Source organism: Shewanella sp. AC91-MNA-CIBAN-0169, from assembly GCF_040310165.1.
Lineage (GTDB): Bacteria > Pseudomonadota > Gammaproteobacteria > Enterobacterales > Shewanellaceae > Shewanella.
This window is the reverse complement of the sequence record NZ_JBEOPM010000010.1, coordinates 100,739-120,622: the sequence shown is the minus strand read 5'-3', so window position 1 is coordinate 120,622 and position 19,884 is coordinate 100,739. Positions and strand designations below refer to the sequence as shown.

The 19,884-nt window shown below is 41.0% G+C and carries 18 protein-coding genes; 5 read left to right on the top strand and 13 right to left on the bottom strand.

Translation table 11 applies throughout. The annotated features are described in order from the left end of the window. Window positions 1–126: 126 nt before the first annotated feature. Together msrC and AAEY98_RS10780 are read right to left on the bottom strand one after the other, a co-directional pair. Window positions 127–585: a free L-methionine (R)-S-oxide reductase MsrC gene (gene msrC, locus AAEY98_RS10785; RefSeq protein ID WP_101086980.1), complete on the bottom strand. Its 459-nt coding sequence runs from the start codon at window positions 583–585 to the stop codon at window positions 127–129. Window positions 586–634: 49 nt separating this feature from the next. Continuing rightward, window positions 635–928, bottom strand: a complete 294-nt coding sequence (locus AAEY98_RS10780; RefSeq protein WP_101086979.1) for a YebG family protein — start codon at window positions 926–928, stop codon at window positions 635–637. A gap of 213 nt (window positions 929–1,141) precedes the next feature. On the opposite strand from AAEY98_RS10780, the gene AAEY98_RS10775 reads away from it, so the two are divergent. The 3 genes from AAEY98_RS10775 (at window position 1,142) to AAEY98_RS10765 (ending at window position 5,106) form a co-directional block, all read left to right on the top strand. Beyond that, window positions 1,142–1,768 carry a paraquat-inducible protein A gene (locus AAEY98_RS10775; RefSeq protein WP_011637688.1) on the top strand — a complete coding sequence of 209 codons (627 nt, stop codon included), beginning with the start codon at window positions 1,142–1,144 and terminating at the stop codon, window positions 1,766–1,768. Between the two features lie 109 nt (window positions 1,769–1,877). Beyond that, the gene (locus AAEY98_RS10770; protein WP_101087225.1) at window positions 1,878–2,474 is read left to right on the top strand and encodes a paraquat-inducible protein A; all 597 of its coding nucleotides are present in this window, start codon (window positions 1,878–1,880) and stop codon (window positions 2,472–2,474) included. Beyond that, window positions 2,461–5,106 (top strand): PqiB family protein, encoded by a 2,646-nt coding sequence (locus AAEY98_RS10765; protein WP_351016861.1) that lies wholly within the window; start codon window positions 2,461–2,463, stop codon window positions 5,104–5,106. The genes AAEY98_RS10770 and AAEY98_RS10765 overlap by 14 nt, the downstream gene beginning before the upstream one ends. A gap of 90 nt (window positions 5,107–5,196) precedes the next feature. Here AAEY98_RS10765 and AAEY98_RS10760 read toward each other — a convergent pair whose 3' ends face one another. Then, window positions 5,197–6,423 (bottom strand): spore maturation protein, encoded by a 1,227-nt coding sequence (locus AAEY98_RS10760; protein WP_162023288.1) that lies wholly within the window; start codon window positions 6,421–6,423, stop codon window positions 5,197–5,199. Between the two features lie 124 nt (window positions 6,424–6,547). Between AAEY98_RS10760 and rsmF the strand changes: the two genes are divergently transcribed. Continuing rightward, the gene (gene rsmF / locus AAEY98_RS10755; RefSeq protein ID WP_192115046.1) at window positions 6,548–8,002 is read left to right on the top strand and encodes a 16S rRNA (cytosine(1407)-C(5))-methyltransferase RsmF; all 1,455 of its coding nucleotides are present in this window, start codon (window positions 6,548–6,550) and stop codon (window positions 8,000–8,002) included. Between the two features lie 483 nt (window positions 8,003–8,485). On the opposite strand, the gene AAEY98_RS10750 is transcribed toward rsmF, so the two are convergent. The 9 genes from AAEY98_RS10750 to apbC are packed head-to-tail and all read right to left on the bottom strand — an operon-like array spanning window position 8,486 to window position 15,578. Continuing rightward, entirely contained in the window at window positions 8,486–9,274 is a 789-nt protein-coding gene (locus tag AAEY98_RS10750) for a TatD family hydrolase (RefSeq protein WP_192115047.1), read from the bottom strand. 55 nt (window positions 9,275–9,329) lie between these two features. Next, entirely contained in the window at window positions 9,330–9,656 is a 327-nt protein-coding gene (locus AAEY98_RS10745; protein WP_182743898.1) for a PilZ domain-containing protein, read from the bottom strand. Window positions 9,657–9,707: 51 nt separating this feature from the next. Continuing rightward, window positions 9,708–10,691, bottom strand: a complete 984-nt coding sequence (gene holB, locus AAEY98_RS10740; RefSeq protein WP_192115048.1) for a DNA polymerase III subunit delta' — start codon at window positions 10,689–10,691, stop codon at window positions 9,708–9,710. 28 nt (window positions 10,692–10,719) lie between these two features. Then, window positions 10,720–11,367, bottom strand: coding sequence for a dTMP kinase (gene tmk, locus AAEY98_RS10735; protein ID WP_351016856.1), 648 nt, complete (start codon window positions 11,365–11,367; stop codon window positions 10,720–10,722). Then, a complete protein-coding gene (gene mltG, locus AAEY98_RS10730) occupies window positions 11,364–12,374 on the bottom strand; it encodes an endolytic transglycosylase MltG (RefSeq protein WP_424540183.1) in 1,011 nt (336 codons plus the stop codon). The genes tmk and mltG overlap by 4 nt, the downstream gene beginning before the upstream one ends. Further along, window positions 12,374–13,207, bottom strand: coding sequence for an aminodeoxychorismate lyase (gene pabC, locus AAEY98_RS10725; RefSeq protein ID WP_192115050.1), 834 nt, complete (start codon window positions 13,205–13,207; stop codon window positions 12,374–12,376). Before pabC ends, mltG begins: the two co-directional genes overlap by 1 nt. Then, complete coding sequence (gene dcd / locus AAEY98_RS10720) at window positions 13,207–13,791, bottom strand: dCTP deaminase (protein ID WP_101086970.1); 585 nt, start codon at window positions 13,789–13,791, stop codon at window positions 13,207–13,209. The genes pabC and dcd overlap by 1 nt, the downstream gene beginning before the upstream one ends. 23 nt (window positions 13,792–13,814) lie before the next feature. Continuing rightward, window positions 13,815–14,453, bottom strand: coding sequence for a uridine kinase (gene udk, locus AAEY98_RS10715; protein WP_101086969.1), 639 nt, complete (start codon window positions 14,451–14,453; stop codon window positions 13,815–13,817). A gap of 9 nt (window positions 14,454–14,462) precedes the next feature. Next, complete coding sequence (gene apbC, locus AAEY98_RS10710; RefSeq protein WP_101086968.1) at window positions 14,463–15,578, bottom strand: iron-sulfur cluster carrier protein ApbC; 1,116 nt, start codon at window positions 15,576–15,578, stop codon at window positions 14,463–14,465. A gap of 156 nt (window positions 15,579–15,734) precedes the next feature. Between apbC and metG the strand changes: the two genes are divergently transcribed. After that, a complete protein-coding gene (gene metG / locus AAEY98_RS10705; RefSeq protein WP_101086967.1) occupies window positions 15,735–17,786 on the top strand; it encodes a methionine--tRNA ligase in 2,052 nt (683 codons plus the stop codon). 119 nt (window positions 17,787–17,905) lie between these two features. Here metG and AAEY98_RS10700 read toward each other — a convergent pair whose 3' ends face one another. Further along, window positions 17,906–19,831, bottom strand: a complete 1,926-nt coding sequence (locus AAEY98_RS10700; RefSeq protein WP_162023294.1) for a monovalent cation:proton antiporter-2 (CPA2) family protein — start codon at window positions 19,829–19,831, stop codon at window positions 17,906–17,908. Window positions 19,832–19,884 lie beyond the last annotated feature (53 nt).

Here is a 19,884-nt window from a genome sequence, read left to right as displayed (position 1 = left end):
TTTAACCAAACTTACTCTCAGCTTAATCATCGCTCATCAGTAAATCCAGCACAAATGCGTATAGCGGCATATTATAAAGCCCGCGACAGCGAATGCGACCATGATTTAATCTAATTTGTTCGCTATTTAACCAAATAGGCAAGTTTCGAAACTTTTTACCATGTTTTCTAAACCAATTTGATCATCTTGATCGAATCGATTCAGTAATGGGCTGTCAATATCTAACACTGCTACAACCTCATTACCCTGCCTAACAGGGATCACGATTTCTGAATTACTGGCAGAATCGCATGCAATGTGGCCATCAAATTGATGAACGTCGGCAACTCGTTGGGTTTTATTTTCTGCTGCGGCAGTGCCACAAACACCTTTGCCGATATTGATACGGGTACAAGCCACTTTACCTTGGAATGGTCCAAGGACTAATTGTTCACCACGCTTAATATAAAAACCTGCCCAATTTAGGTCTTCTAGGTTGTCATTTAGCAACGCTGAAAAATTTGCCATAGCAGCAATCAAATCATCTTCGCCTTCAAGTAAAGCTTGTGCTTGACGATTTAATGTTTGGTAAAATTCGGTTTTCATGTCCATTCCTTAAGCTGACACTCAATCGAAGAATGAGTGATGAATACGACTATTCTGCAGATGTAGTTTTAGCCGTAGTCTTTTTAGTTTTCGCTGTAGGAGCGTTTTTAACCTGTACGATGCCTTTTAGCAAGTTAGAAAGCTCATCTTTATTGTTTGCTAGATAAAATGCCAGCTGTTCGCATTTATTTTCATCAAGTCCGAGGTCTGCCTTAATAAGAAATGGCACTAGGTTATCGGAAATATCGAGCATCTTATCGTAGGCATCAGCCTCTTTCTTCGATATAAATGTCATCTTTTCCACCCCTTCTCTGACCACGACAAATTGGGTTATCACTGCCATGATGTAATCCTCACTGTTTTTATATACAGTGCATAGAATCTCACATAGTTAACTTATGATGCAAGTGTTCTGATTATTCTGATATTATCAAGCACAAGAAAATCGAGATTATTTAACAATTAACTCATTTTTCTGCCAATATAAGGCCAAGCAGAGAGGTTTGACTCTTCGCTACCCAATAATGTGTTTTACTATGGATTAGATTAATTCTTCATGCATGAATTTGATGATCATGATTCTATAATTTTATGCCAATCATGTGATTTGGCAGTGAGAAAACGAGCTTTGCCTTCAAGTGCCCGTGCGCTTTGTCCGCGTTGCCACACGGCGCTCTATGATTCACCTTATTGCTCCATTAATGGCATGCTAGCGTTATGCGTTGCGGCGTTAATTATTTTTATTCCTGCTAATTTATTGCCAGTACTCGAAATCCACTTCCTTGGCAGTGTACGAACCACTACGGTGCTGCAAGCTGCTGTGACGGTTTGGGCCGAAGGATATTGGGTTGTAGGCCTAGCGGTAATGGTTGCTGCAGTTATCGCGCCTGGGCTATTGATTTTGTCAATTATGGCTCAAGTTGTAATTGTAAAATTAAAACTGCACAACTCATTTTGGCAAAGAACCTACACTACATTGTTAAAAAATCATGGTTTGATATCACAAATGACCATGTTAGAAATTTATGTCATCAGTTTTCTCGTGTCGGCCTTTCAGTTATCAGACTTTTCCGATGTGTATTTTGGTATGGGAACATTCAGTTTTACAATGTTGTTTATCATCATCTTATTTTTACAACGTGAATATAATCTAGAACACATGTGGAGTTATGTAGATGCCTAGTACTCCAATTACACCATCCAATGAACATATAGTGGACAGCCCTAAGCAAACTGCGAATACCGATAACGAGCCGAAAACTGAGGTTTTACCTCATATTCAGGGCAAGAAAATGGGCTTATGTTTATGCCCTGTTTGTCGCAAACTTAACGTCACAAGTAACAGTCATTGTCGACGTTGTTTTAGTCAATTAAGTAGCCGTAGTTATGCCAGCATCCAACAAAGTTGGGCTTTATTAGTTACCGCGACAATTTTACTTGTTGTCGCCAATATTTACCCTATTACCTTGTTAACTAATCGCGGAGTGGTCACCAATGACACCATTTTTAGTGGCATTAGTCATTTAGTCAAAACCGGTATGTTTCCGATTGCTATCATTGTTTTCACTGCCAGTATTTTAGTACCTTGGCTTAAAATTATTGGCTTAGCGACTTACTTGACGGCTATTAGTTTTAACTTACCAATATCAAAAAGAAAATTAATGGTTGGGTTTCACATTATTGAATGGATCGGCCGCTGGTCAATGCTCGATTTATTCGTTATTTCATTAACAGTTGCCTTAGTTAATATGGGGCAATTATTAGACGCAAAACCTGCACCTGCCGCGACAGCATTTGCGTTAGTTATCTTACTAACGCAAGTCGCAGCAAAAGTGTTAGATACTCGATTACTTTGGGACCGCTTGGAAAACACTGATGACACAAATTGAATCGCCTAAAATTGTGAAGAAAAAGTTATTCTCGCCAATATGGTTATTACCGGTTGTTGCTTTGATATTAGGTGCCTGGTTAGGGGTCAAAAGCATTAAAGAATCCGGCATTGAAATATTAATACATTTCCCTAGTGCTACGGGTATTGATATCGGCAAAACGTTGGTCAAATACCAAGGGTTGACGGTAGGTAAAGTCACTGACATTGGTATTGACGATGATCTAAAAGGGGTAAACGTTAAAGTTATTATGGATTACCGTGCCGACCCTTTCCTCAATAAAAACACCCTTTTTTGGTTAGTAAAACCTAAAGCAAGTATTACCGGAGTTGAAGGGCTCGATACGTTATTTTCTGGTAATTATATTGCCCTTCAACCTGGTGATGGTCGCTCTGCAACCGTATTTGAAGCACAACGTGAAGCGCCTGCAATACTCCCCGGCAGTGAAGGACTCATGATCGAACTAAAATCCCCTAAACTGGGTTCGATTGATGTTGGCTCGCCTGTATTTTACCGTCAAGCACCTGTCGGAAGCATTGTCAGTTATCGCCTCGACGGAAATAAACAAATAATTATCAGCGCATTTGTTCAAGAACAATATGCCCATTTAGTCAATAAAGACTCCCATTTTTGGAATGTATCGGGCTTGAAAATCGATGCTTCTTTAGCGGGGATAAAAGTCAGCACTGAAAGTATCGCGTCTATTTTGGCCGGCGGCATCAGCTTTGATACCGGCAGCTACACTGAAAAGGCCCAAAATGGTGATGTTTACAACCTATATGAGGATGAGCTTACCGCTATTGGAGGTGTTCATTTTGATTTAACTGCATCTAGCAGTGAAGATGTTAATGAAGGCACCGCCATCACCTACCGCGGTATCGTTATTGGTGAAATAGAAAAAGTAACCTTAACCGGCACTGGAGTGAAGCTTATTGCTCGGGTTGAACATCATTACAAAGCATTAATTACCAACGATAGCCAATTTTGGATAAGTGGTGCCGAGTTATCATTAAAAGGTGTCAAAAATATCAGTAGACTGGTTACTGGCAGTGTTATTAATGTCTTACCAGGCACTCAAATAACCGAAGAGGCGATGCAATTTGAATTGGCATCACATGCTCCCGATTTGCTCAGTCAAGACAAACTTAAATTGACGGTAGTTGCCACGACTCACACAGGTGTCAGTAATGGCGCGCAAGTGCGATATAAACAATTGCCTATTGGGCAGATAACCAGTATTGGTTTAAGTAAAGACTTTTCAACTGTTGAATATAACATTGAAATTCAACCAGAGTTTAAGAGTTTGCTGACTAAGGGAAGCTTCTTTGTTCCTGAAAGTGCAATAGCCATTAATGCTTCACTAGAGGGCGTTAATGTTAAAACTCGCGACCTCACTACGATGTTGGAAGGCGCTATTAGCTTAATTCCGGGTAACAGCGAAATGCTGCTTTCGGCTAATAGTACTTTAACACTGCACGAATCAATTGAATCGGCCCAAACGCTTTACGCTCAACAACAGCTGACACCCTTTACTTTAACTAGTATTGATGGTGCCGACTTAGCTGAAGGCTCGCCAATTTATTACAAAAAAATGCAAATAGGCTCAGTGAATAAAGTCAATTGGTTAGCTAAAACGGATAAATTTAATATCGATATCAATATCGACAATAAATTTGTTCCGTTAATTAAGCCCACTACGGTTTTTTGGCGTAATGACGCTGTAGCCATCAATGCCAGTTTAGCCGGTGTCGATATCAATGTTGCACCATTGAAAGGTGCAATAAATGGCAGTATTACCCTTGGACATATAGACGACAGAGTTGATACTGAAAATAATCAACCTAATCTACGATTATATGACAACAAGTCACTCGCACTCATGCAGGCTAAAGTCATCAACCTCACTCTGCCTGTGAGTACTAAAGTGTCAGAAAAAGCGGCTATTCGCTATCAAGGGCATAAAATTGGTGAAGTGTCACAGGTTAAACTAAATCAAGATTTAAACACTCAGAATGCACAAGCTTATATTTATGGCCATTACGTAAACCATTTTAGTGCCAGTGACACTGAATTTTTTATCGTCGATGCACAAATTTCTTTAGCGGGTATTAATGCCCCAGAAACACTGTTAACGGGTCCTTATATTGGTGTTATCCCAGGTAACAGCACAGAAATTATTGATAATTTTGTTGCCCAACCTCACTCGAGCTTTGAGGCTACCGTACCTAAAGATGCATTAGCATTCCAATTAGTTGACGATCAACTAGGTTCTATTAAGGTCGGTACACCGCTATTTTTCCGCGGAATTAAAGTCGGACAAATTGATGGATACAGGTTGGATGACTCAGGGATTGAAATTACGTTGTTTGCCCATGTAAATGCTGAATATGGTCACTTAATTAACCAGACTAGCCAGTTTTGGGATGCCTCTGGTATTAAATTAGACGTCGGTTTATTTTCGGGTGCACAGTTAGAAACAGGCTCATTAGAAACGATACTCGCCGGTGGTATAGCATTTGCGACCCAAGATACAACATCAGATAGTAATCGTATCAATGCAACCGAACGTTTCCCATTGCATGAGAATATGCAAGATGAATGGGCACAATGGCGACCTACACAAACTAAGTAACCTCAGCTAGAGATAATACAATTAGTACAAAAAAAAGGCCGATATATTTATCGGCCTTTTATTTATATTATTGATTTCGATAATTGATTTTTAACCATAAAACCAATAACACACACCGATGGCGGCACTAATACCTGCAAAATCTGCTGCTAAACCACACCCTAGTGCATGACGACCATTACGGATCCCCACTGAACCAAAGTACACAGCCAACACATAAAATGTTGTTTCGGTACTGCCTTGTAAAATAGCTGCTAGTCGGCCCGCAAAAGAATCAACTCCGTGATGACTCATGGTTTCTAACATCATCGCACGCGCACCAGAACCGCTAAAAGGTTTCATGAACGCGGTTGGCATCGCATCAATAAAGCGCGTATCGGCGCCTAATGCACTCACGCCACTTGCTAACAGCTGTAAGGCATAATCTAACGCCCCTGAAGCCCTAAGAAACCCAATGGCTAATAACATCGCCAGCAAATAAGGGATTAGCTGAATTGCTTGGCTAAAGCCCTGTTTAGCGCCATCAACAAACTCGTCATACACGGCAATTTTGCGATAACCTGCGACTAAAATAAAACTTAAAATCAGCAACAACAGTATACCGTTACCTAACACCATAGACACCTGGCCTATCGCATCGGCGGATAATGTCACCAAATAAGCAATCCCGGCCATGAATACACTCATAATGGTTGCAGCATAAGCCAAAATAACACTATTGATTAACGAGATACGCTGCACTAACGCGACAACCAATAGTCCCACAACGGTGGAAACACTTGTGGCCAATAAAATGGGTAAAAAGATATCAGCAGGATTAGCCGCACCTTGTTGGGCACGATAAAGAAAGACGGTTACAGGGACTAATGTTACTGAGGAAGTATTTAATACTAAAAATAAAATTTGGGCGTTGGTTGCTACTGATTTTACAGGGTTAAGAGATTGCAGATCATGCATCGCTTTTAAGCCTAAAGGCGTTGCTGCATTGTCCAGTCCCAACATATTAGCAGTAAGATTCATGCTAATGCTGCCATAGGCGACATGTCCACGAGGAACCTCAGGCATCAACTTAGACAGTAAAGGTTCAAATATGCGGGCAAACAAACCCACCACACCGGCCTTTTCACCGACTTGCATCAAGCCCATCCATAACGCTAACACACCGATTAAGCCAAGCGAGATGTCAGCGGCTAACTTAGCACTGGCAAACAATGCCGTCACCGACTCGCTTAATACATCGACATTGCCATTCACTAATTGAATCGAGATAGACAACGCAGCAATGATAAAAAATAATAACCACACTCTATTTAGCACACACCACTCCATTAGCCAGTCGGTTTTATTAACGTCAATATACAGTAATCATTGCCAAACAGGGTGTACAATTCCGTGATATGATCGCTTCAATTACTGCAACAATAATGTATCGTTTTTTATTATGGCCCAATTAAATATAAACTTTATCAATCACATTGAGAAAGAGTTACCCGCTCACTTGGCTTTAGAAGAGTTTATCGCCTATTGTGATAAACCACTTCGTAAATCCATTCGGGTGAATACGCTTAAAATCAGTACTGCACAATTTTTTAGCATCATGACTAAAGCCGGCTGGCAACTGTCTCCAGTACCTTGGTGTGCTGACGGATTTTGGATTGAGGGTAAAGATGATATCCAACTGGGTAATGCCATTGAACATATTCAAGGGCTATTTTATATCCAAGAAGCCAGCTCAATGCTGCCGCCGACCGCATTATTTTCCAATGAAACCGCCGCCGAAATAATCTTGGATGTCGCCTCAGCTCCAGGTTCTAAGACCACTCAAATCGCAGCCTTAATGAATAACAGTGGCTTATTAGTCGCTAATGAATATTCTGCCAGTCGCGTTAAAGTATTACACGCTAATGTGTTACGTATGGGGGCCAGCCACACCGCCCTAACCCATTTTGATGGCCGAGTCTTTGGTGAATATTTATATGAATCGTTTGATGCTATTTTATTGGATGCTCCTTGTGGCGGCGAAGGTACCGTCCGTAAAGATCCCTTGGCATTAAAACACTGGGATATTGAAGATGTTACTGCGATTGCTGAAACCCAAAAAGATCTTATCGAATCAGCATTTTTAGCGTTAAAGCCAGGCGGAGTGTTAGTCTATTCGACTTGTACTCTAAGCCAGTTAGAAAACCAACATATCTGTTATCACTTACAGCAAACTTACCCTGATGCGGTTGAGTTTGTGTCACTGGCTGAGTTATTTGATGGTGCAAATAAAGCATGCACTAAAGAAGGTTTTTTACATGTTTGGCCACAAATTTACGACAGCGAAGGTTTTTTTGTCGCCAAAATTCGTAAAACCGCCTCAGTCGAGCGAGTAAAAAAACAGCCTAAATTACAAAAAAACTTTCCTTTTACTCCCGTAAACGAAAAGCAAAAAGTGGAATTAACACAATACTTTCAAAACAACTTCTGTCTCGAGTTACCCAGCGATGATGTGATCATGTTGCGTGACGATGAATATTGGTTGTTTCCAGTCCAATTTATTCCTTTTATAGGCAAAATGCGCTTTCAGCGTATTGGCATTAAGCTCGCTGATGCGATGAAAAAAGGCTACAAAGCAAAACATGAAGCCGTCATTGCTCTATCAGCAGCAGCACATAATCCAGCAAAAACAATGGAATTAAGTGCGGCGCAAGCACAAGGTTTTTTAATGGGCCGTGATATTGCTACAAGCACTTTTGATCAACCGACACAGCAGCAGTTAGCCATCATGCCACAAGGCGAAATGTTAGTGAGTTATCATAAAGTCGTGCTTGGGGTTGTAAAACATTTAGGCCATAGACTGAAAAACAATTTACCGCGTGATTTGGTCCGCGATAACGTTAACTTGAGCCTATAGCACGCTACACTATTTCGATGAGCAAGAATAAAGAATATAAAACATAATTATCAATGAATTACTATAAAACACAGTGATAAAACAGAGTGCTAAACCAACATTATTAATTAAATTTTATGCACAACACAATTTGAGTGCCTATAATTAATTCATGTTCGACTCAGTATTTGGCATTTTAAGCTATCTTAAGATGCCACAACAGTAGCGCAAGGCTCTTAATCGAGCCCTTTCCCTAGGCCCAAAACAATTGGATAGTTTTGGGCCTTTTTTTATTATTTCACCCACCAGCACGCTCTAAAATGTGCTTAAGTCATAGGTTCATGGTGGTATTTGAGTAACGTTAGCGCAATTATTTAAGCAACTGCGCTAACATTATTTTGTTTGCCTGCACAGCAGGCATATCAGAACTTTATTGCCGCGAAGTAAGCCACAAATTAGATAATTTGCTGTTAGTCTCAGGATTGAGCTAGCTGCAGATTTGATTTAGCGGCCAACTAACTTAGCGGCATCTTTAAATAAATTAAAAAAGTTATCCGTGGTGTATTGAGCTAACTCTTCGAATTTTTCACCGCGCAATTCTGCGACAAATTCGGCAACATCTCGAACATAAGCAGGCTGATTTTCTTGACCACGATGCGGCACCGGAGCTAAATAAGGTGAATCGGTTTCGACCAGTAATCGGTCTTTTGGTACTTGGCGAATAACACTGCGCAATTCACCTGCATTTTTAAACGTTACAATTCCTGAAACAGAAATATAAAAGCCTAAATCAATGGCGGCTTTGGCCATTTCCCAGTTTTCAGTAAAGCAATGCAGCACGCCACCCACTTTGTCGGCATGACCTGCTTTTAGCATATTAATGGTATCTTCACGGGCATCGCGAGTATGTACAATTAATGGTTTATTCACCTCTACAGCTAACGAAATTTGTTGTTCAAAGCACTGCTGTTGCAAGGTTTTTGTGTCATTTGAATAGAAATAATCTAAGCCTGTTTCGCCAATGGCAACCACTCTGGGATCTTCTGCAAAACGTTTAATGTCTTCAATATTCAACCCTTCTTGTACATCGAGAGGATGTACGCCAGAAGACAAAAACACATTATTAAAGGCAGACATTTTATCTCGCATGGCTTCAAAGCCTTGCTGACGAACGTTGACGCACAATAGATAGTCAACACCTTGAGCTTTGGCATTGTCCATAATGAATTGTAAACTGGCTGAGTCTGGGGCCGCTTTTAAGCGGTCAAGGTGGCAATGTGAATCAATTAGCATGGGAATTCTTTCGCAACTACATTAACAAATAAAACAGATGCGCAAGAATACCTAGCTACATAGTGCAGGTCAAATCGCTAGAGGCAAGTTCGCTTGATAATAATTTTTCAATATGATGTTTATGACTTTCAACATCAGTTTTAATTTTAACCCCAATACCCGCTGGGCGCCCACCAGATGCACCTAATGGATTAATCCATACCACTGTGCCTTTAAATTCATTTGTTTGGGTGGCATTAGGTAATCGATAAGAAATAGTAAGCTCTTGGCCTAAAAAATGACTTTCTGTAGTCGCAACGAATAAACCTGCAGGCTTAATAAAAGGCATATAAGCACGATAAAGTTTATGTAATGTATCGTAATTAACAACAAGATCGACCATAAATAATTATTTTCTTTCCATAAGCAGGTTAAAAATCAATATAAAAACGTTTTAATGGGTCAACTGTCTAAATGTGAGCACATATTGTTGACACAAGGCTGGCGCGTTCACACTCGGCATTGTTTCAAGTCTATGACACATGGTCATCACACGCCCAGCAAGTTCAATGACTTTTGATTGAACCAGTGGATTTAATGACTGACGACTCGTGTTTTCAGTTTTTAGCTTATTACTTTTTAACACATATTGGCGCAAGTACAAATACAAAACATTAAGTGCATCAACAATTTGTTGTTCAGACACCTTCAATAAACTGTTGCTTAAATGACCCGTTTGTAAACTTTGGGCCCAATCTTGGCGAAATGTCAGCAGTTGTTGATAATGCTGACTGGTTAAACTATTTGCTAACGCAAGAGGACCACCAACAACACTAAGACACCATGTAACATCATGGATTTTGCCATCGGCATTGGCTGGCGGTAACAACTGCTGCGCCGCTAACCACTGATGGATCTCGTTTTTAGTTGGCTCAACAAAATTAAGCGTTTGACAACGACTGGTAATGGTCGCTAGTAACTGGGCTGATGTATTGGTTTGCAAAATGAGTACAACATCATCGCCAGGTTCTTCAAGGGTTTTCAATAATGCATTAGCCGCTGCCAAATTTAAGCGTTCGGCATTAACGATTATAGCTACACGTGCGCCACCTTGCTGAGCCGTTTGGGTTAACGCTTGGCAGAGCTGACGAATTTGATCGACTTTAATTTGGTTGCCATCTGGTTCGATTATATATAAATCAGGATGATTACCTGCTGCCAATAACAAACAACTTTTACACTGGCCACAAGCACCAACCGGAGTGAGTTGCTGGCAAAGCACAGTTTGCGCTGCAGCCTTAGCAAGCTTATCGCCTCCTAATGCTTTATCGATGTTGAACAAATGCGCATGACTGCTTTTGCCTCGATAATGCTGGTCAACAAAACGCTGATGTGGATCGGCTAACCAAGGCAGCTGGTCAATCTGATAATCTCTCATGTCGGCACATTATCCCTTTTAATATCAATCACTGCTCACTCATAAGAGTGGATAAATGGCGTTGTAATTGTATACCAATATCATTATGCACTTGTTCCATGGATTGACTGGCATCAATCACCACAATGCTGTCATCTTCATGGGCTAATTGTAAGTAGGTTCGTCTGGCTCGCTCAAAAAAATCAATCGCTTGTTGCTCTATTCTATCAAGCTCGCCACGACTGGCTGCACGGCTTAAGCCTAACGTAGGATCAATATCCAAATATAAAGTGAGATCGGGTTTAAAACCACGTAAGCAAGCATCACTGACCGCTTTCACTAATGGCATTAACCCTCGGCCACCACCTTGATAAGCTAATGATGACAGATTGTGTCTATCGCCAAGTACCCATTGACCCGCAGACAAAGCAGGCTTAATAACATTGGCGATTAATTGTGTTCGCGCTGCATAAATAAGTAAGCATTCTGCTTCATCGCATAATGGATCTGTCTCATCGGCAATTTTAACTAAATCGCGCATTTTTTCTGCTAAAGGAGTCCCGCCCGGCTCACGAGTACACACAGGAGCCTGACCAATATGCTGCTTAATAATATCGTTAACGAGGGCTATCGCGCTTGATTTACCCGCGCCTTCTAATCCTTCGATTACAATAAACTTGCCTTGTTGTTGACTCATTTTCTTTTTCTCTGAAATTCGTTTACGGCATTATTATGGGCTTTCAACGTAGATGAAAACACATGACTGCCATCATTACGTGAAACAAAGTACAAGTAATTTACTTTGGCTGGATTAGCGGCGGCAAATAATGATGCGCGACTTGGTGCAGCGATAGGCGTTGGCGGTAAACCATCAATTTTGTAGGTATTGAATGCCGTTGCTTCGCGTAAATCTTTACGAGTAATATTACCTTTATAACGTTCACCCATGCCATAAATTACCGTGGGGTCGGTCTGAAGACGCATGCCTTTTTTAAGTCTATTATTAAACACTGCAGACACCCAATCACGCTCTTCAGGTTTGCCCGTTTCTTTTTCAATAATAGATGCAATAATCAATAATTCGTAAGGTGATGATAAGGCTAAATCAGGATCGCGCCCTTCCCATGCTTGCGCTAAGCTTAGCTGCATCATGGTGTAGCTGCGGTTTAAAATCGTCTGTAAGTTATCATCTGCATGATAATGGAATGTTTCTGGATAGAACTTACCTTCAGGCAAACCAGAAGTATCACCATTTTGTAATAACACTTGATTAAAGTCGTCGGTATTCTTTGCCAAATGCTCAGTAGTGGACAATGTTTGCTGCCACTCGGTAATAGTTTTACCTTCGATTAAGGTGATGCTAAAAACCACTTGTTGGCCTAAATATAATCGCTTTAATAACGCTTCTAATGTATCGCCAGGGATCATTTGATACAGACCGGTTTTTATATGAGCAAGCTTAGGTTCAAGTTTGACCAGATATTTAACTTTCCAGCTATCGGTAATCAATGATTGTTGTTCTAGTTGTTGCGCAAGCTTAATCACACTGGTGCCAGGTTCAACCGTTAACGTTTGAATTTCAGTTAACTGTAGTGGCTGTTTTTGGTAAGCGATTAAGCCAGAGACAAGCCAATATCCTCCAAGACAAACGACTGTAAATAGAGGAATAAGACTGGCTAAAAAAAAGGTTTTTATGGTTTTAATCATGATGATAAATTCACACTCAAAATGTGCCTGAATCGCGATGTTTGCGTCCAACGGCTAAATTGAAAATCGTCAATGGCAGTTACATCAACAATGCCAAATAAACTGTTTGTTATAAATATATTGTCCGCTGCCTGAATATCACCAAGTGTTAATTGTGTAGCCATAACAGATAAGCCCTGACAGAGTAGAGTATCAATTAATGTCTCACGCATAACACCACTTACGCCCGCATGGGTTATTGCTGGGGTAAACACATGACCATTTTTGACCACAAAAATATTGGCCATGGATGACTCTATCACATTACCGTCACAGTCAAACACTAACCAATCTTGATGAGTACTAGGCAGCGGCTGTGACTTTATGAGCACCTGTTCCAATCGATTAAGGTGTTTTATTCCAGCCAGAAGTGGTTGCCTGCCAAGACATATGGGTGATGATGCTAGCGAGATACCACTTTGCTGCCAATCAAGATAATGCTCAGGAATTGGATGCACTGACACGACTTCTGTAACGTTTACGCTCAAAGGAGCCTGATAACCACGGCCACCTACTCCACGCGTCAGCAATAGCTTTATACAATGTTGTGGGTATTGTTGGGCGAGTAGGATCAATTGTTGTATTAATAAGTCGCTTGGATGCCACTGAATACTTAGGCGCTCGCAACTTTGCTGCAAACGAGAAATATGCCCGTCAAGGAATAGGATCCCTGCGGGCATATCAGCTGATGCTGTGCGCATGGTTGCGAACACACCATCACCATAAGCAACACCACGATCAAATGGATTTATGAGTCCGTTTTCAACGTGATTAACCCAAACTGGTGCCATTATTTATCCTGGCTGATCCGGCTTGCCACAGCCTCTTGTTGATCTTTGTACTTCGAGCTTTTACGCGTGTTATATGGACGAGCAACCGCAGAGCTTAAGCGCTCGAAATTAAGCGCACCAATCGTCATACCAGGGCGAAGAGCCAACGGCAATTTGCCACTGTTAAAAAACTCAAGTACGATTTTACCTTGCCAACCGGGATCAATACGATGTGCGGTCACATGTACCATCAACCCTAAACGGGCAAGTGATGAGCGACCATCTAACCAACCTACAACATCTGCAGGTAAGGTCACACTTTCATAGGTTACCGCTAATGCTAATTCGCCAGGATGAAGGAAAAAAGCTTGATCATCAGCAATTTCAATTTTATCGCTCATGATCCGATCAAGTGCTATTTGCATTTCTGCACTAGGGCCACTTAAATCGATGTAAGGTGCAGTATGGTCTTTAAATACACGAAATTGGCTGCCTAAACGTACATCCACGCTCACTCCCGAAATGGCTTCAATACCAGGACGAGGATCGATAATAATGGTGCCATTATCTAAACATTGCTCAATTTCTATATCGGTTAAACGCATGCTGCACTCTCTTCTAGATAAGGCTACTTCGCCAATAAATGCTGAATTCTAGCTTTTAAAATATCAGTTGCGATACGGTTTTTACCGCCCCGTGGAACGATAATATCGGCATATTGTTTTGACGGCTCAATAAACTGTAAAAACATCGGGCGTACGGTTCGTTTATATTGTGAAATAACCGATTCCATTGTTCTGCCACGTTCAGCAACATCACGAGTTAACCGACGTAAAAAGCAAATATCTAATGGCGTATCCATAAACACACTGGCATCCATTAAGTCACGTAATTTAGGATTGGTTAATAATAGAATGCCTTCTAAGATAATCACTTTTTTAGGCTGCATGGTCAACGTGTCGCTAATACGAGTATGCTCAGTATAGCTGTAACATGGAATGCTAACTGGCTCACCTTGTTTAAGCTGAGATAAATGAGACGCTAATAACTGATGGTCTAACGCTTTTGGATGGTCGTAATTAGTTTTGACACGATCTTCCATCGTCAAATGGCTTTGATCATGATAATAAGCATCCTCATTGATCACACCAATTTGATTTGTTCCTAAATCACGACACAATTCTTCAAAAATTGTTTTAGCAATTAAACTTTTACCTGAAGCCGACGCACCGGCAATCCCAATAATGACACACTGCTGAGAATTCATCTCTTAACCTTACTCGTCTTCTGATATGCTAATTTTTACGGTTGATTGTACTTGTTGAAGTGCTAATTCTGCCCCTAGTTTGCGGGCAATTTCGCGATATATCCCTGACACTTCACTTTCTGGTTCGCTCATCACGCTCGGCGTACCATTGTCCATTGATTCACGAATATTGATGTGTAATGGCAGTGAGCCTAATAATGGTACGTTATAACGTTCCGCTATTTGACTACCACCATGAGTACCAAATGGGTGTTCTTTATGGCCACATTCAGGACAAAGATGAAAACTCATGTTCTCGATAATCCCAAGTACTGGAATGTTGACCTTGTTGAACATGGTGATGCCTTTCTTGGCATCCGCTAAAGCAATATCTTGCGGCGTTGTCACTATCACCGCACCGCTAACCGGTACTTTTTGCGATAATGTCAGTTGAATATCACCAGTTCCTGGTGGCATATCGACGATTAAATAGTCTAATTCAGGCCACTGCGTTTCGTTAAGTAACTGTGCTAAAGCACCTGCGGCCATAGGACCACGCCAAACTGCAGCTTCATCACCACTTAGCATAAAGCCAATTGATTGCGCAGAAATGCCATGCACCAATGCAGGTGTCATGTGCTTTCCATCTGGCGATTGTGGACGAAAATTAGGAATGCCCAACATCAATGGAATAGACGGGCCATAAATGTCGGCATCTAAAATACCCACTTCGGCGCCTTCAGCTTTTAACGCTAATGCGAGGTTTACTGCGGTGGTTGATTTACCCACACCGCCTTTACCAGAAGCCACAGCAATAACTTGTTTTACATTAGGAATAGGTGCAATGGCTGGCAGCGCTGAATAAACCCGTGGTTGGAAATCAATTTCACATTCCACTTCATCAATGGCGTCAAGAACAGCCAATTTATTGGTTATTGCCATCACGGTGTCACGGTATTGTGTCATACACGGATAAGGATAAACTAAGCCTAATTGTAGGCGTTTTCCTTCTATCGACAATGCTGTAACACATCCTGCACTGACCAAACCTTTATGCAAATAAGGATCTTCAAATGCTTCTAAAATATCTAACACTGGTGACAATAATTCATCACTTAATTGATAATTTGTATGCGTATTGACCAAAACGGCAGCTCCGAACCAGAAATTTGCACAAGTGTATCAGAACTTGGTAAAAAAATAGCGACTAATAAGCCTTTTTAAGTCATGTTTTGGTGAAAAAAGTCTGCTAATCAGTTAGTATCAGGCAATATTTTTGGTGTAATTTGATATCGAGACAAAATGACAAAATCACAGCGTAAAATACTGGTCACAAGTGCCCTTCCTTATGCCAATGGCCCAATCCATCTAGGCCACATGCTTGAATATATCCAAACGGATATTTGGTCACGTTTTCAAAAGTTACGTGGACATGAATGCCACTACATTTGTGCCGACGATGCTCACGGCACGCCGATTATGCTTAAAGCACAGCAAATGGGCATTACGCCAGAAGAAATGATTGCCCAAGTGCAAAAAGAGCACCAGCAAGATTTCGCGGATTTCAATATCCAGTTTGATAACTTTCACAGTACTCACAGCGACGAAAACCGCATTTTGGCCAGTGATATTTATCTAAAGCTCCGTGATCGCGGTTACATCAAAACCAAAACCATTTCACAATTATATGACCCTGAAAAGTTAATGTTCTTGCCTGACCGTTTTGTTAAAGGCACCTGCCCAAAATGTAAGTCTGAAGATCAATACGGTGATAACTGTGACAACTGTGGTGCAACTTATAGTACAACCGATCTGATAAATCCTAAATCGGCAGTCTCTGGTGCTACACCAATAATGAAAGATACCGAACACTTCTTTTTCGACCTGCCAGCATTTGAAGGCATGTTAAAAGAGTGGATTCAATCAGGTTCATTGCAACAAGAAATGGCCAACAAGCTTAACGAATGGTTTGAACAAGGCCTAAAGCAATGGGACATCTCTCGTGATGCACCCTACTTTGGTTTTGAAATCCCTGATGCTCCCGGTAAATTTTTCTATGTTTGGTTAGATGCACCTATCGGTTATATGGGCTCATTTAAAAACCTATGTGACAAGCGTGATGATTTAAACTTTGACGATTTTTGGAGTTTAGACTCTACCGCTGAGGTGTATCACTTCATCGGTAAAGACATTGTTTATTTCCACAGTTTATTCTGGCCAGCAATGCTTGAAGGCGCTGGCATTCGTAAACCGACCAGTGTTTATGCTCACGGCTATGTCACGGTAAACGGTTCAAAAATGTCTAAGTCTAAAGGCACGTTTATTAAAGCGCGTACTTATTTAGATAATTTAGATCCGGAATACCTACGTTATTATTACGCGGCTAAATTAAATAGTCGTATTGATGATTTGGATTTAAATTTAGAAGATTTCGCTCAACGAGTTAACTCAGATTTAGTCGGTAAATTAGTTAACCTTGCTTCACGAACGGCAGGTTTTATCGGCAAACGTTTTGACGGAAAGTTAGCCAAGGTAACCGACAGTAGCTTAACCGACATATTCTTAGCCAAAAGCGAAGTGATTGCCGAATTATATGAAACTCGCGAATTTGGCAAAGCGATGCGTGAAATCATGGCATTAGCTGATATTGCTAACGCCTATGTTGCCGACGCAGCACCTTGGCAATTAGTTAAGCAAGACGATAAACAAGATGAAGCACATCAAGTTTGCAGTAATGCATTAAACTTATTCAGAATCTTGGTCACTTACCTCAAGCCTGTATTACCAAAACTGGCCGGTGATGTTGAAGGTTTTTTACAGTTAACCTTAACGTGGGACAATTTGGGCCAAGATTTATCAGGTCATGAAATAGCGCCATTTAAAGCATTAATGCAGCGTATCGAACCCAAAAGCATTGAAGCTATCATCGATGCCTCTAAAGAGAACTTGCAAGCCAGTAATACGGACGCACCTAAAACCGATGCGCCGACACAAGCCGTTAATCAATTAGAGCAAGATCCTATCAGCCCAGAAATAAGCTTTGAAGATTTCGCAAAAATTGACTTACGGATTGCGCGTATCAGCAAAGCGGAACATATCGAGAAAGCCAATAAATTACTGCGTCTTGAATTAGATTTAGGCGGCGAAACCAAACAAGTATTTGCGGGTATTAAATCTGCTTATGCTCCTGAAGATTTGGTTGGCAAACTCACCGTGATGGTGGCAAACCTTGCCCCACGTACAATGAAGTTTGGTGATTCAGAAGGTATGGTATTAGCTGCAGGTCCTGGCGGTAAAGATCTGTTTATACTAGAACCCCATGAAGGTGCTCAACCTGGCATGCGCGTTAAGTAACTGTTAAATACATAGAAAAAAAGACCGCCTTGGCGGTCTTTTCAACAGAAACACATCCAGAAAAACACTACCAGTGATTAAGTGATTAAGTGATTAATCTACAAGTATAAAGTAGTGCATTAATGATTAGAATTAACATCAACATCTGATTTTGGCTTTGCATTAACTTCGTTCTGGATATCTACATCTTGTTGGTGAGTGGCATTATCTTCATCCATTGCCTGCTTTAATCGCTCTTCATATAACATAAACAGTTTAATAAAATCGTTACCAAAACGCTCACCCACTGATTCTTTCAACCACATATCGTATAAACGTTTAGAGGCTTCTTTTTCAACCCGCTTATAGGTTGCCTTTCGTCTCAACACATATTCTTCCGAATGACCTAATAACTGTAACGATGACAAGCTGAGCTCAAGAGCTGAATGATGCGTTTCCGACTCGACCGCGTCAGCGCCAGCCTCTTTTAATAAATGCCCATGACCACGGTCAAATGCTCTAGCAACAATCTTAAGTTTAGGGTAGGTATGATGTAAGTATTTAACTAACTCCACACTACTTTCTCTATTATCGATGGCCACCACAAAAAGCGAAGCTTGTTCAATACCAGCAGTTTTTAATAAATCTGGACGAGTCGCATCACCGAAATAGGCCTTAGTATTAATGCGCCTGATAGCGTCGACCTGTGAAACCTGATAATCGAGCACTACGGTTTTAATATTATTCGAAATTAAAAAGCGATTTACCACCTGGCCAAAACGGCCAATACCCGCAATAATCACCGTGCCCTCATCATCAATATTATCCTGTTCACGCTGATTTTTTTTCACTTGAAAGCGTGGATAAATCACTTTATCGAATAATATAAATAACCCTGGGGTTAAAAACATCGATAACGCGACTACGATAGATAAAGTCTGCGCCAGATCAGTTGGAATAACATGCTGTTGAACACTGAAACTCAGTAATACAAAACCAAACTCCCCCGCTTGAGCCAGACATAACGCAAACAACCAACGATCACTGCCCTTAATCCTAAAAATCAACGCTAATAAATACAGCACAAGTGCTTTAATCAGCATAACACTTAAGGTGATTGCAATTATTTCACCAAAATCAGCAAATAGAACCGTAAAGTCGATTCCAGCGCCAACAGTGATAAAAAACAATCCCAATAATAAGCCTTTAAACGGACCAATATTGGCTTCAAGCTCATGCTTAAATTCACTGTTTGCCAGTACAACGCCTGCTAAAAAGGTGCCTAATGCGGGTGATATACCCACTAAACTCATTAATGCCGCAATGCCGATGACCAACATCAGTGCTGCTGCGGTGGAGATTTCACGAGCACCTGATTCGGCGACCATTTTAAATAATGGCCTACTGAGATAGTGACCACCTAACACCACAGCCCCAATAGCTAATACCAGTACAATGGCATATGCCCAACCAGGTAATGAGGCCACTAGGCTTAACTGCTCGTGTTGTTCACTCATACTACTAACTGCAGCTTGGGCTTTCTCAACTAACTCAGGTAAGGCTAATAACGGAATAAAGGCCAACATGGGGATGACCGCGATGTCTTGAAACAACAATACCGAAAATGCGTTCTTTCCGGCGTGGGTTTTATTGAGGCGTTTTTCAGATAAGGTCTGCAACACAATTGCGGTAGAGGATAGTGAAAAAATTAATCCTATCGTTAATGCAATACTCAGTTGGTAGCCCGCATAAATTGCACAAGCCATTACCACCACAACCGAACCCACAACTTGTAAGCCACCAAGCCCCAGTAAACGATTACGCATCGCCCACAACATTTTGGGTTCCAGTTCTAAGCCAACCAAAAATAGCATCATCACCACACCAAATTCGGCGAAGTGTTGAATGGTATTGGTTTCACTGCCCACTAAACCAACAATAGGACCAATGACCACACCCGCAATCAAATATCCCAACACGGAACCCAAGCCTAATTTATTCGCTAACGGAACAGCAATGACTGCAGCGGTGAGATAAATAAAAGCCTGTAAAAAGTACTCTGTCATTGGGGGTCCTTATCGGGTAAATAATTAATATCGACTTTTACACTGCAATTACA